Origin of the sequence: Streptomyces clavifer (genome assembly GCF_036345975.1) — a bacterium.
Classification (GTDB): domain Bacteria; phylum Actinomycetota; class Actinomycetes; order Streptomycetales; family Streptomycetaceae; genus Streptomyces; species Streptomyces clavifer.
In genome coordinates, this window is the sequence record NZ_CP107793.1 from 7,312,287 (window position 1) to 7,325,548 (window position 13,262).

The 13,262-nt window shown below is 73.2% G+C and carries 12 protein-coding genes; 3 read left to right on the forward strand and 9 right to left on the reverse strand.

What is annotated here, in order from left to right; genetic code table 11:
- Window positions 1-632: 632 nt before the first annotated feature.
- Window positions 633-2,111, reverse strand: a complete 1,479-nt coding sequence (locus OG927_RS31605; RefSeq protein WP_330321193.1) for a PepSY-associated TM helix domain-containing protein — start codon at window positions 2,109-2,111, stop codon at window positions 633-635.
- A gap of 526 nt (window positions 2,112-2,637) precedes the next feature.
- Complete coding sequence (locus OG927_RS31610; RefSeq protein ID WP_056788429.1) at window positions 2,638-4,056, reverse strand: hypothetical protein; 1,419 nt, start codon at window positions 4,054-4,056, stop codon at window positions 2,638-2,640.
- Between the two features lie 143 nt (window positions 4,057-4,199).
- On the opposite strand from OG927_RS31610, the gene OG927_RS31615 reads away from it, so the two are divergent.
- Window positions 4,200-5,468 carry a molybdopterin-dependent oxidoreductase gene (locus OG927_RS31615; protein WP_056788431.1) on the forward strand — a complete coding sequence of 423 codons (1,269 nt, stop codon included), beginning with the start codon at window positions 4,200-4,202 and terminating at the stop codon, window positions 5,466-5,468.
- 310 nt (window positions 5,469-5,778) lie between these two features.
- On the opposite strand, the gene OG927_RS31620 is transcribed toward OG927_RS31615, so the two are convergent.
- The 3 genes from OG927_RS31620 to OG927_RS31630 are packed head-to-tail and all read right to left on the reverse strand — an operon-like array spanning window position 5,779 to window position 7,945.
- The gene (locus tag OG927_RS31620; RefSeq protein WP_056788433.1) at window positions 5,779-6,564 is read right to left on the reverse strand and encodes a class I SAM-dependent methyltransferase; all 786 of its coding nucleotides are present in this window, start codon (window positions 6,562-6,564) and stop codon (window positions 5,779-5,781) included.
- Window positions 6,561-7,205, reverse strand: a complete 645-nt coding sequence (locus OG927_RS31625) for a TIGR04282 family arsenosugar biosynthesis glycosyltransferase (RefSeq protein WP_056788435.1) — start codon at window positions 7,203-7,205, stop codon at window positions 6,561-6,563. Before OG927_RS31625 ends, OG927_RS31620 begins: the two co-directional genes overlap by 4 nt.
- The gene (locus tag OG927_RS31630) at window positions 7,202-7,945 is read right to left on the reverse strand and encodes a glycosyltransferase family 2 protein (protein WP_403089562.1); all 744 of its coding nucleotides are present in this window, start codon (window positions 7,943-7,945) and stop codon (window positions 7,202-7,204) included. Before OG927_RS31630 ends, OG927_RS31625 begins: the two co-directional genes overlap by 4 nt.
- Before the next feature lie 114 nt (window positions 7,946-8,059).
- Between OG927_RS31630 and OG927_RS31635 the strand changes: the two genes are divergently transcribed.
- Window positions 8,060-8,899 carry a response regulator transcription factor gene (locus OG927_RS31635; RefSeq protein WP_079100676.1) on the forward strand — a complete coding sequence of 280 codons (840 nt, stop codon included), beginning with the start codon at window positions 8,060-8,062 and terminating at the stop codon, window positions 8,897-8,899.
- Complete coding sequence (locus tag OG927_RS31640) at window positions 8,896-10,002, forward strand: sensor histidine kinase (RefSeq protein WP_056788439.1); 1,107 nt, start codon at window positions 8,896-8,898, stop codon at window positions 10,000-10,002. Before OG927_RS31635 ends, OG927_RS31640 begins: the two co-directional genes overlap by 4 nt.
- Before the next feature lie 21 nt (window positions 10,003-10,023).
- On the opposite strand, the gene OG927_RS31645 is transcribed toward OG927_RS31640, so the two are convergent.
- The 4 genes from OG927_RS31645 to OG927_RS31660 form a co-directional block, all read right to left on the reverse strand.
- Window positions 10,024-11,085, reverse strand: a complete 1,062-nt coding sequence (locus OG927_RS31645) for an NAD-dependent epimerase/dehydratase family protein (protein ID WP_124280245.1) — start codon at window positions 11,083-11,085, stop codon at window positions 10,024-10,026.
- Window positions 11,086-11,308: 223 nt separating this feature from the next.
- A complete protein-coding gene (locus OG927_RS31650) occupies window positions 11,309-12,238 on the reverse strand; it encodes a universal stress protein (RefSeq protein WP_330321195.1) in 930 nt (309 codons plus the stop codon).
- 272 nt (window positions 12,239-12,510) lie between these two features.
- A complete protein-coding gene (locus tag OG927_RS31655; RefSeq protein ID WP_124280244.1) occupies window positions 12,511-12,903 on the reverse strand; it encodes a VOC family protein in 393 nt (130 codons plus the stop codon).
- The gene (locus OG927_RS31660) at window positions 12,900-13,202 is read right to left on the reverse strand and encodes an ArsR/SmtB family transcription factor (protein ID WP_199862880.1); all 303 of its coding nucleotides are present in this window, start codon (window positions 13,200-13,202) and stop codon (window positions 12,900-12,902) included. Before OG927_RS31660 ends, OG927_RS31655 begins: the two co-directional genes overlap by 4 nt.
- Window positions 13,203-13,262 lie beyond the last annotated feature (60 nt).

The window sequence follows — 13,262 nt, forward strand, 5'->3', positions numbered from 1 at the left end:
CCCACACCCACTGCACATCCGGGCGGCGCCGGTCGAGCGCCGTCCCTCTCAGGATCGCGCCGCACCTGGATCGGGAGGGGAGCAAATCACCATCGAGTGAGCACCTCGCCCGGCCGTACGGATGGTGGCGAACACCCTCCCGCGGCGCTCAAACCTCAGCGCCGACGTTGTCCGCTCCTCCGGCGACGGAGCCTCTTCGGTCCGGGCACGGGCTTCGCGGAGTCGTACGTGCCGTCTTCTCCGCAGAACCGGGCATGACCGTCCAACTCGTGAAGTACCGTGCACGGGAAGTTCCCTGACGCTTCGTCAGGACGCCGAGCGCGGAGCGGTCGGGGTCCGCCGTTCCATTACGTCACCCTGCCCGACGGTCACCAGGGCTGGATCGACGTGGCTGGAGCGGGCCGACGGGCAGCTGACGCCGGACCGGCTGCAGGTCACCCTCTTGAGGTGGTTCCCCACGCCGCCCGACGGATCCTGGACAGCTGAGGACCGCGCCGCGACGGGACATCCGCCGGGGCGCGGTTCCCTCCGTGTGCCGGGAGAGGATGGCTTCCGGACGGCCTGTGCCCGGTCGTCCAGCGCCTTCGCGGCGTGGCCGCAGCGCGGGCCGGACACCTGGACCTGGACCTACATCACGTGGTGCGTATGCGGCGAGCCGCTCCGAGCATCGCGTCCACCATGAGGAAGCCGATCAGGGTCACGCCCAGGACAGGCAGCGCCCAGCACAGGGCGGCCACGGCCGGAATGCCCAGGACGAGGGCCGTGAGGGGAAGCCGGCGCCACGCGCCGCGCTCGGGTGCCTTGCCGGCGAGCGCGGTGCGATCGGTCCGTGTCGGGCGACGCTGCCACCACATGCGGTAGCCCCAGATGATCACCGCGGTCAGGCCGAGCGCGATCACCGCGAGCACGATCTGGTTCACGATCCCGAACAGCACGCCCATGTGACCCTGCACGCCGAGCTTGCTGAGCTTGGCCAGGACCGGATACCCGGCCCACCTGTTGTGGGAGACGACCTCGCCGGTCGTAGTGTCCACGGCGACCTGGTCGTAGTGCACCGGCCAGACGTTGTCGGTCTGCGCCACCACCCACGCGCTCGCCGGATCGGCGGGGGGCGTCACCTCCACGGTGCCGTCCAGTCCCGCGCCCCGCGCCGCTGTCAGGGCCGCGGCGAAGGCCGCCGGATCGGCGTCGCCCGCCTCACCCCCGGATCCGCCGTGCTCGGCGTGCTCCGCGTGGTCGCCGGCCGGTGCGTCCCCACCGGGGAGGGCGGTGTCCAGGGCCGGCGCCCGGCCGTTCGTCGCGTCCAGGGCCTGCCCGAACCGCTCACCGGCGTGCTGCGACCAGGTGAGTCCGGTGGCGCTCAGGAACAGCAGACCGAGAGCCAGCCACACCCCCGTGGCCGCATGCCAACTGCGCGTCCGGCGCACCCCGCCCGCCGTGCGGTCCGGGAGCAGCACGCCCCGGGCCGACTTCGCTCGCCTGCCCCTGCTGCGCCCCAGCCACAGGACGAGACCACCCGCGACGATCACCCACAGCCAGCTCGCGGCGACCTCGGAGTACAGGCGTCCGGTCTCCCCGAGATGGAGATTGCGGTGCAGGTCGTCGAGCCACGTGGTGAGCGGTGTCGACCCGAACCAGGTGGTCAGCTCGCCCTGTACCTCGGCGGTATAGGGGTCGACGAACACCGTGCGCTGTTTGTCTCCCAGCTCGGGCACCGAGAGCACCACACGGGTGGTGTCCTCCGGCCCCGGCGGGGTGGTGACGGACATCGTCGTGCCCTCGGGGTGCGCCGAACGCGCGGCGGCTATCTGTTCCGCCAGCGGGCGGGTCTCGCCCCCGACGCGCTCCACACGCAACTGGTCGCCGTACACGAGCGCGTCGAGCTGCGGCGCGAGGGTGTAGGCGAGCCCTGTCAACGCGGCCACCAGCAGGAACGGGGCCACCAGGACACCGGCGTAGAAGTGGAGCCGGACCAGAAGGTGCCGCAGCCCCGCCCAGGACCGGACCGGGCCGAGGTGCTCGGACACCGGCCCGGCCGACGTGGTCCGGTCCGGCGCGGCACCCGTCGGATCGTGGTCGTTCTGCGGCAGCTCTTCGATTCTCGGAGACATGCGTGGTCCTCATCGGTAGGCGGCAGGGCGGACGGCGTGGGCCGGCTCGGGAGGGGCCCGGGCCATGCCCGACGGCCGGTGGGGGGTGGCGCGGACCGGCCTCGGCAGCCGCCGCGCACAAGCCTCGTGAACGGCGGATCGCATCGGCCCCTTCGTCCTTCCACGGGGCAGTAGTCGGTCCGGGGCCCCGGAAAGTTCCCGGCCGATCGACTCCGTTCCGGCAGGCGTCGAAGACCGCTCACGCAGACGTGCGACGGCAGTCTCCCGTGCCCTCGGGCATCAGGGGGTGCGAAGGCGGGTGGTGGGCCGGCCAAGGACTTCCCGCGCCCTCACCGCAGGGGGAACAGCCGCTCCGTCGTCCACGGGGTGAACGGCAGGACACGGATCGGCGCCACCGGCCGCCGGGCGTCCGGCCCTCGGTGGAGCCGTCCGCGCAGGCCCGGACCCGTGGCCAGGCCGGCCGTCGTCCGCCCCCGCGGCCTACGGCGCCGTGTTCATTCGAGGGGCCGGCCCCTGCGCCCCCCTCTCACCATCCGGTCCACAGTAGGTGGTTGATCAGCAGCGCCAGGATCGCCTGCGCGGCCAGCCAGCCCCGGTGATCGCGCCGGGGGAGCAGTGCGGTGGCGGGGAGCAGCCACAGGAGGAACGGTTGCCAGATGCGTTCCGTCTCGGCCTTGCTCATCCCGGAGAGGTCCGCTGCGGCGATGGCCAGCAGCGCCGCCAGCACCAGCAGGGCCAGGCACGTTCCGCCGGTCACCGCGCCACCGCCGCGGGCGGGAAGCAGGCTGCGTACGCCTCCGGGGGCCGCCACGACCGCTCGCCGCAGCCCGGCGACGGTGGCGAGGCCTGCTGCCAGGGTGGCGCAGGCGAGGTTGCCCCAGACCCAGTAGGAGTACGGCCGGACGCCGCCCGCACCCTGGTAGTAGCGCTCGACCAGCAGGTGGTAGGCCTCCCACCAGCTGAATCCGGCCACGGTGAAGGCGACGGGGGCGACCAGCGCCCCGGCGAGGAAGGGCAGGACCGGCCGCGCGGTCCGGGCGAGCAGGAGGACGGCGCACAGGAGTACGCCGATGAGCGTCAGGCCGTAACTCAGGTAGCAGGTCAGCCCGAACAGCACACCGGATCCCGGGGCGGCGTACCGGGCGAGGCGCGTCCTTGCGGTCGCGGCGAGGGCGAGCAGGGCGATCGACCAGGCCGCCACCCCGGCGAAGTAGCCGTCGGCCGAGGTGCCGGTCCAGACGGCGAAGGGAGCGAGCACCAGGAAGGGGGCGGCGCCGCGTGCGAGGCGCTCACCGGCCAGGGCGCGTACGGCGATCAGGACGGCCATCACACCCGACGCGCCGAGCACGATGCACCAGACCCCGGCCCAGGCGCCGCCGCCGAGACCGATGCGGTCCAGGCCGACGAAGGTCAGCGTGGCGCCCGGCGGGTGACCGGCGACATGGGCGGGCCAGTTCCCCGGCGGGCCGATCACGATGTGGTCGGTGAACCCGCGCAGGGCCGACGGGACGTCCTCGAAGCGGTCGATGACCCGCAGGTACTCGTGCTTGGTGGTGAGCCGGCGGGCGACACCCCGGTCCCAGCCCTCGATCAGCGCCAGCGAGAGGATCCAGGCCAGGGACGCCGCCCACGCGGCCACCAGCAGGCGCCGCCACGGCAGCCGTTCCGCGAGGCCGGGCCCGTACGCGACGACGGCGGCCGCGACGGCCACCGCGGCCGGGGTGCCGGGGCCCACGTGCGGGTCCCAGGTGGCGAGCAGCGGCGGCCAGTGGACCTGCAGACTGCCGTTCGCGTTCTGCACCGCCCACCCCACGGCGGACGCCGCCGCCACCAGCAGCAGGCCCACCGCGGCGGCGGCCAGGTCCGGGCGGCGGTCCCTCCGCCCGGCGGGAGGTGCGAACTCCTCGGCGGGGCGGGTGCTGTCGCTGCGCTCCTCGGTCTTCACAGGGGCACGCTATGCACGCCGGTGCCCCGGGCCGCGGTGCGACGCCGCGGCGTCACACAACTGTCAGATCCTCCGGGTGACGTCAGACTTCCGTCAGGAGTCGTACACCCCGCGGGGCCATGGGCCCGGCATAGCGTCGGCCCATGGACGACTCACGTCTCAAGACCCGAGCGCGCCTCGCCGCGCCGCAGCTCCCCTCCACGCCCGCGTTCTGGCGCAGCCCCGTCCGGGGAGTCAGGTTCACCGCGGTGCTCGGAGTGGTCCTCCTCGCCGGGATCACCCTGCTGTTCGTGACCGGCCTGCTGTCGTACGCGGCGTACAACCCGGACCTGGCGGCGGTGAACGACAAGACGCCGGACAAGGGGCTGCTGGGCTTCTACCTCTTCGCCTGGCCGACCGGCCCTCACTGGCTGTACCGCCTGACGCAGGGGCTGCACGTGACCGTGGGCATCGTCCTCGTCCCCGTCCTGCTGGCCAAGCTCTGGTCGGTGGTCCCGAAGCTCTTCGTGATGCCCCCGGCCCGGTCCGTGGCGCAGGCGCTGGAGCGCGTGTCCCTGTTGCTGCTCGTGGGCGGCGTCCTGTTCGAGTTCGTCACCGGGCTGCTGAACATCCAGCTCGAATACCTGTTCCCCGGGTCCTTCTATCCGCTGCACTTCTACGGGGCCTGGGTGTTCGTCGCCGGGTTCGTGGCGCACGTGGGCCTCAAGCTCCCCCGGACCCTGCGCGTCCTCCGGCACGGCATTCCCCCCGCCGCGGACGAACTCGCCACCCCCGACCCCGCACCCCCGACCCTCTCGCGGCGCGGCGCGCTCACCGTCGTCGGAGCCGGGTCCCTGCTCCTGCTGGTCACCTCGGCGGGCCGCAGCTTCGACGGGCCGCTGCGCCGCGTCGCGCTCCTCACCCCGCGCGGCGGCGCCGAGCCGGGAGAAGGGCCCAACGGCTTCCAGATCAACAAGACGGCCGCCAAGGCGGGCATCGTCCCGGCGGACACCCGGGAGCGGTGGCGGCTCACCCTGGCCGGGCCCGCGGGAGAGGTCCGGCTCACCCGGGCACAGCTTCTGGCCATGCCCCAGCACAGTGCGGCGCTGCCCATCGCCTGTGTCGAGGGATGGTCGACCTCCGACCAGTGGTGGCGGGGGGTGCGCCTGCGCGACCTCGCCGCGCTCGCCGGACACGCGGACGGGAGGGCGCCGGACGTCCTGGTCGAGTCGCTCCAGCCCAGCGGCCCCTTCCGTACCGTCGCGCTCCGGGGCAACCAGGTGGCGGACCCGCGCTCACTGCTCGCGTTCGGCGTCAACGGCGAGGAGCTGTCCCTGGACCACGGCTACCCGGCACGGATCGTCGTACCGGCGGCCCCTGGGGTGATGAACACCAAATGGGTGGCCCGGATGACCTTCGGAGGAGTGCGATGAGGAGGCTGCGCCGCTGGTACGGGGCAGGGCCGCTGCACCTGGTCCTCATGGCCGCCTCCTTCGCCATCGCCGCGTACGCGGGGATCCGGCTGCTGGAGGGCGGCGACACCTACCTCGTCGTGCTGTGGTTCGTGGGTGCCGCGCTGCTGCACGACCTGGTCCTGCTGCCGCTGTACACGCTCGCCGACCGGGCCGTGACCGGGGCACTGGGGCGACGGAGGGGACTGGTCAACTTCGTACGGGTCCCCGCGCTCCTGTCCGGGCTGCTCCTGCTGATGTGGTGGCCGCTGATCACACGCCACTCGCACCGCTACGAACCGGCCGCCGGGATGTCCCCCGACAGGTTCCTCGGGAACTGGCTCCTGATCACCGCGGCACTGTTCACACTGTCGGCGCTCTGGCTGGTGGTGCGCACCGTGCGGTCGAGGCGCAGGGTGACGAAGGGACGCCCGTCGGCCTCCCACTGATCGGTGGGCCGCCAGCCGCACAGTCGTGCGTACCGCAGCAGAGCGGGTCTGCCCAGGCGCGCCCAAGGGAAGGGAGGGCCGGGGACGGCCGGTTCGCGCCCGTCGTCCAGTCGGACCTGTACGCGCTCGTCCACGTCCTCCGGCGCCGTCTCCGCGAGGAGGAGGCCGCCCGGGGCGAGCAGCGCGGCGGTCCGGCGGAGCAGGGCGCCGGGGTCGCCCCCGATCCCGAGGTTGCCGTCGAGGAGCAGGGCCGTGCCCCACCGGCCCTCGTCGGGCAGCTGGTCGAAGACGCTGCGGCGCAGCGCCGAACCGCCGAGGCGCCGCGTGTGGGCCACCGCCGCCTCGCTGACGTCGATTCCCAGGGCGCGGTGCCCGTGTGCGGCGAGCGCCGCCACCAGCCGGCCGGGCCCGCAGCCGATGTCCACGACCGGCCCCTCGCAGCGGCGGAGTGCGGAGAGGTCCGCCGCGTCGGCGTCCGCACACCAGCGTTCGACGTCCAGCGGCAGCAGCCAGCCGTCCGCGCGGCGCAGGAAGAGCGGGCCCCGGCCGGTACGAAGGGCGTTGGCGTACGGATCGGCGGCCCAGGCGGTGGGGAGCGGCGGGCCGGTGGGCGGCAGGGTGGTGCTCATCCGACGGCCGTCCGGGTCAGCCGGGCCAGGGTCGCCGCGAACTCCCCGTGTGGCGCGGCCTGCGCGACGTGCCACGCGTCGTCGGCCTCGTCCACGTCCCGCAGTTCCGGCAGATCGCCCACCGTGAGACCTGCGTCTGTCAGGCGGGCCCGCTGGACACCGCCGGTGTGCGGCAGCGACATCGGGATCCCCAGGACCAGCTCCGGCCGCGGTTCGGCCAGGCCCAAGGCCCAGAAGCCACCGTCCTCCGCCGGTCCGAACCAGGCGTCGCACTCGTCCCAGCCGCCCGGCGACAACGCGGGGGCGAGGTGCGCTGCGGTCAGCTGGGGTGTGTCCATGCCGATCAGGAGCGCCGGGCCGGTGCACTCCGCGAACGCGCCGGCGATGCGCTCGTCGAGGCCGCCCGCGCACTGCGGCCGCACCTCGATGCCGGGCGGCAGCCAGGGGCCCGGCCGTCCGTCGAGGACAAGGATCCGGCGACGGGCCGGCAGCGTGCGCACCTGGCGCAGGGTGTCCGCGAGGGAGGCGGCGGCGAGCTCCGCGGCCTCGTCCGGCGTGAACGGCGGAGTGAGCCTGGTCTTGACCCTGCCGGGGACCGGTTCCTTGGCGAGGACGAGCAGCGTCGTCGGCCCCGGCGTCACCGGCAGGTCCCCGCGCCCACGCTGCCCGTCCCGGTCGGCACGCCGGGCGGCCGCCGCAGCACGGCCCGCATGTCGCGGACGGCGTGCCAGGTGCCCCGCCAGGTGCCGGTGACCTTGGACCTGCCGGTACGGGCGAGATAGGGCACATCCGTCTCCGTGACCCTGAGCCCGGCGTCCGACGCCCGGACCACCATCTCCAGCGGATAGCCGCTACGGCGGTCGGTGAGGTCCAGGGCCAGCAGAGCCTCCCGGCGGGCCGCCCGCATCGGCCCCAGATCGCGCAGCCGCAGGCCTGTCCGGGTACGGAGCATCCTGGAGAGGGCGATGTTGCCGGCGCGTGCGTGCGCGGGCCACGCGCCGAAGCGCTCCGGACATCGCCGTCCGAGCACGAGATCGCTCTCGCCCGCGGCCACCCGGGCGACGAGGCCGGGAAGCAGCGCCGGATCGAGGGAACCGTCGCAGTCGCAGAAGCACACGTACGGGGCGGTGGCGGCGAGCAGCCCGGCGTGGCAGGCGGCCCCGAAGCCGCGCCGGGCCTCATGCACGACCGTCGCGCCCCACGCCCGCGCGATGTCCGCGGACCCGTCGGTGGATCCGTTGTCGACGACGACGGCGCGCCAGCCGTCCGGAATCCGCCCCAGCACCCAGGGCAGGGCCGCTGCCTCGTCGAGGCAGGGCAGCACGATGTCCGCGGTGACAGGGGCGGTGAGTTCTGCCGAAGAGTCGTTCACGCCGATCACCCTACGGAGCAGAAACCGGCATTTCGGGCTACAGGTTCTTACGAAACGTGGACATCGACCGTGTGGCGGCGCACGGCCGTCCGAGGCACGGTGCAGGGATGCCAAGGTTGCGGCATGCAGAACAGCCCGTTCGAACCCGCCCCCGGCCCGGCTGCCCACGCCCTCTCCGGACCCGCCCCCGGGGCGTGTCCCGACGGCCCCGCCCGGGTGCCGGAGCCGGACCCGGCCCGGGGATCCGGCCCGCGCGGGCGGGTACTGGTCGTCGACGACGATCCGACGGTCGCCGAAGTCGTCGCCGGATACCTGGACAGGGCCGGCTACGGCGTGGAACGTGCCGTTGACGGTCCCGGGGCCCTGGAGCGCTTCACCGCGAACCGGCCCGACCTGGTGGTCCTCGACCTGATGCTGCCGGGCATGAACGGATTCGAGGTGTGCCGCCGGATGCGCGCGTACGGACCGGTGCCGGTCATCATGCTGACCGCACGGGGAGACGAGGAGGACCGCGTACTCGGCCTGGAGACCGGTGCGGACGACTACGTCACCAAGCCCTTCAGCCCGCGCGAGCTCGTCCTGCGCGTCGCCTCGGTCCTGCGGCGCTCCAGGTCCGGAGCGCCGGAACAGGGAGGCGGGACCCTGAGGACACTCACCGGAGCCGGGCTCTCCCTCGACCCCGGTGCCCGCAGCGCCACGCTCGACGGAGGCGCACTCGCCCTCACCCTCCGCGAGTTCGACCTCCTCTCCTTCTTCCTGCGCCACCCCGGCCGGGCGTTCGCCAGGGAGGAGCTCATGCGCGAGGTGTGGGGCTGGGACTTCGGAGACCTGTCGACGGTGACCGTCCACGTCCGGCGGCTGCGCGGCAAGATCGAGGCGGACCCGGCGAACCCCCGGCTGATCCGGACGGTGTGGGGGGTCGGCTACCGGTGCGACCTGCCGGACGCCGGGGAGCCGGCATGACCGACACGCTGCTCATCGCACTGTTCGCGTTCCTGGGCGCCGGCGTCGCCGGTCTGCTGGGCGCCCTCGCGCTGCGGCTCCTGCGCCACCGTTCCCTCGCCGTCTCCCTGGCCGTGGTGGCCGCGGTCGCGGTCGTCGCCATGCTCGCGGGCACCCTCGCCGTCGCCTGGGCGATGTTCCTGTCACCCCACGACCTCGAGGTCGTCACGACCGTCGTCGCCATGGCCGCCGTGGTGTCCCTGGGCACCGCGATCCTGCTGGGCCGCTGGGTGGCGGCCAGGAGCCGGGACCTGGCACTGGCCACCCGTACGTTCGGAGAAGGAGGCACGTTCGCCGTCCCGCAGGAGCGGACCACCGCCGAATTCGCCGCGCTCAGCCGTGAGCTCGCCGCCACCAGTGCCAGGCTCGACGCGTCGCGGGAGCGCGAACGCGCCCTGGAGGCGTCCCGTCGTGAACTGGTCGCCTGGATCTCGCACGACCTGCGGACACCACTGGCCGGACTGCGCGCGATGTCGGAGGCGCTGGAGGACGGCATGGCCGCAGACTCCGGCCGCTACCTGCGCCAGATCCGTACCGAGGTGGAGCGCATGAACGGCATGGTGGGCGACCTGTTCGAGCTCTCCCGCATCCACGCCGGGTCGCTCACCCTGAGCCCGGCCCGTGTCTCCGTCCACGACCTCGTCGCCGACGCCCTCGCGGGAGCGGACCCACTCGCCCGCGAGCACGGGGTGCGGCTGATCGGGCACCGCGTCGACTCGATGCCCGTCGAGGTCGACAGCAAGGAGATGAGCCGGGTCCTGGGCAACCTCCTGATCAACGCGATCCGCTGCACACCCGCCGACGGCACCGTCGCCGTGGCCGCACACGGCAGGGCCGATGCCGTCGTGCTCTCGGTCACCGACGGGTGCGGCGGCATCCCCGAACCGGATCTGCCGAGGGTCTTCGACACCGGATGGCGCGGTACCCACGCCCGCACGCCCCCGGCCGGGGCAGGACTGGGCCTCGCCATCGTGCGCGGCATCGTCGAGGCCCACTCCGGCCACACCGAGGTCCGGAACGTCGCCGGCGGGTGCTGCTTCGAAGTGACCCTGCCCGCGGTGTGAGCAACCGGGGCGCGAAGGGGGTCAGGCCGTGCCGCCGCGCAGCGGGGCCGCGGCGAACTCCGCCATTCCGTCGGCGAAGCCCACTTCCGGCTTCCATCCCAGCTCGTCACGGAGCCGCCGCGAGTCGGCCGTCACATGGCGCACGTCCCCGAGCCGGTACCCGCCCGTGACGACCGGGTCCGGCCCCCCGCAGGCAGACGCCAGCGCGGACGCCATCTCGCCGATGGTGTGCGGCTCCCCGCTCCCCGTGTTGTACGCGGCGAAGGAGCCCCGCCGCCTGTCGCCGAGTGCGGTCAGCGCCACCGTGTTGGCCGCCGCCACGTCCCGTACGTGCACGAAATCGCGCCGCTGCGCCCCGTCCTCGAACACCTGGGGTGCCTCGTCCCTGGCCAGGGAGGAGCGGAAGAAGGAGGCGACACCGGCGTACGGGGTGTCGCGCGGCATCCCCGGACCGTAGACGTTGTGATAGCGCAGCGAGACGGCCCGCCCGCCGGTGTCGCGGGCCCAGGACGACGCGAGGTGCTCCTGCGCGAGCTTCGTCGCCGCGTACACGTTGCGGGGGTCGGCGGGGGCGTCCTCGGAGACGAGGCCCGGCAGCAACTCCGCACCGCACCGCGGGCAGTACGGTTCGAACCGACCGGCCGCCAGATCAGCGTCCGCACGCGGCCCGGGCCGGACCGTGCCGTGCCGTGGGCAGTCGTACCGGCCCTCCCCGTACACGACCATCGATCCGGCGACGACCAGGTCGCGCACTCCCGCCGCGGCCATCCCGGCGAGCAGGACCGCGGTGCCGAGGTCGTTGCAGCCGACGTACTCCGGCGCGTCCGCGAAGTCCTTGCCCAGGCCGACCATGGCCGCCTGGTGGCACACGGCGTCGACGCCCGTCAGCGCTCCGGCCACCCGCTCCGCGTCGCGCAGGTCCGCGATCACCGCCTGCGTCCCCGGAGGGGGCTGGTAGGAGGCGTCGGGATGGGCCGTGGACAGCAGAGCGTCGAACACCACTGCTTCGTGCCCTGCCGAAACGAGTGCCCGGACGATCTGTGCTCCGATGAATCCGGCTCCGCCGGTGACCAGTACGCGCATGGCCGCCACGCTAGGCCCGCGAGTGGAGGCCGGAGGGCCGTGGTGCGGGCGTGTCACGTAACCGTAAGAACCGGATAGCCGGGGAGCGGTGTGTCCGTCGGCCCGTAAGTCGTGCAGGCCACCGGCACAGGAACGGTCTTCGTACCGGCTGTCGCCGCGGCGTTCCGGCGGCTGGCCGTGATGCCGGCGACGACGTCACCCGCCTGGCGGGCGGCGCGGACTGTCAGTCGTCGTCATCACGGGGCCCCTCTTCGACGACGCCCCTCTCGTCACGCGGGTAGGGAACGATCTGCACCGGACAGTGGGAGTGGTGCAGCAGCGCGTGCACGACGTGGCCGAGTCCCAGCACGGATGCTCCTCGCCGCTCGTGGCTTCCCATGACCAGGAGGCCCGCCCCGCGGCTCGCCTCGACGAGCGCGGACGCCGTGGACCGGGCCGTGAGCACCTCGGTCCGCACGGTGAGACCGGGGTGGTCCTCGCGGATCCGCGCGGCCAGGTCGGCCAGGAGGCGTTCGCCGGGTGCGGCGAGCCGTCCGGCCTCGTCGGGCCGGGCCTGTCGGCTGCCGAACCGGGAGAGCAGATTCCGTACGTTCAGCAGGCGCAGGGAACCCTTGCGGGCCTGTGCCTCCTGAGCGGCCCGGACCAGCCATGCGGCATCCTGCTCGTCCCGGACCGCCGCTGTGACCAGCGATCCGTCCTCGTCCTCGGTCCCACCACGCACCACGACGACGGGTACAGGGCTGCCGACGACCGCTTCGAGGCCGACCGATCCGAGAAGGAGGGGCCCGAACCCCCCGCTGCCCCGACTGCCGACGACGATGACGTCACCCGGCCGGGCCGCCGCGTGGAGCGCGGGGACCGGACTCCTACGGCTCAGCTTGAGGGTGAGGTCGAGCCCGGGGAACCGGTGTCGTACCTCCTGCGCGGCTTCCGCCAGCACGGTGTTGCCGTGCTCCCGGACGTGCTCGGACGTCTCGAACGACGCGAATCGTTCAAGGCGGTCCAGGTCCGCTGCGTGTACGAGACACAGGCTGTGGTGGTTCCGGACGGCCCCCGCCGCACTCCAGAGTGCGGCGGCCCTGGCGTACTCCGAGCCGTCCACCCCCACAACGGTCCTCGCGTCTTCCCTGTCGCCGGACGTGTCGGTGCGCATCACTGCTCCTCGTGCCGTGCGGCTGTCCGCACCTTCATGCTGACACTGCCGGACGTGATGCGGCGACCGCGAGGAGGTTCACCGGGGGCCGTAGGCCCCGCCCGGCGGACGAGCGACCGTGCCGAACGGGCGTTCGGCGCGGCGTCGGCTCCCCGGACGGGCATGACCGAATGGGGCACGTCGGCGACGTCCGCACGGTGGGGCGACGAGCGCGGACGTGCGGACGTCGCCGACGTGGCCGTGCCTCGCGCCTCCGCGCGCGGTCGGCCGCCCTACTGAGGAAGTGTCGCGATCTGGATCAGGTTGCCGCAGGTGTCGTCGAAGACGGCAGTGGTGACCGGGCCCATGTCCAGGGGCTCCTGGGTGAAGCGGACGCCGAGGTCGCGCATCCGCTCGTACTCGCCCCGCACATCGTCGACGGCGAACTGGGCGAGCGGGATACCGTCCTCGGTGAGCGCGTCGCGGTAGGACTTGACGGCCGGGTGGCCGGCGGGCTCCAGGAGGAGCTCGATTCCGCCGGGCTCGTCGGGGGAGACGACGGTCAGCCACCGGTCCTTCTCTCCCACAGGGACGTCGTGCTTCTTCACGAAGCCGAGGACCTCGGTGTAGAACTGCAGGGCCTTGGCCTGGTCGTCCACGAAGACGCTGGTCAGACGGATTTTCATGGGGAGCTCTCTTCCGGTCCGGATCTGTCGGGTGCGAGCCATCGCTCGGCGATCTGCCGTAGCGGGGCCGTGTTCAGGTCGTGGAACTTGTAGCGGCCCTCCCGTCTGGTCTCGACGAGCCCGGCGGCTTCCAGCACGGCGAGGTGCTGGGAGACCGCCTGACGCGAGATACCGAGCTGATGCTTCATGCTGAGCCGCGCGCAGATCTCGAACAGTGTCTGTCCGGACGTGTCCGTGAGTTCGTCGAGGATGGTGCGGCGCGTGGGATCGGCCAAGGCTTTGAAGAGGTCATCGGCCACCGCCACAGCATAGGCAAGCATGTACTTGCCTATCAAGCGGACATGCACCGTGTCCTGAGC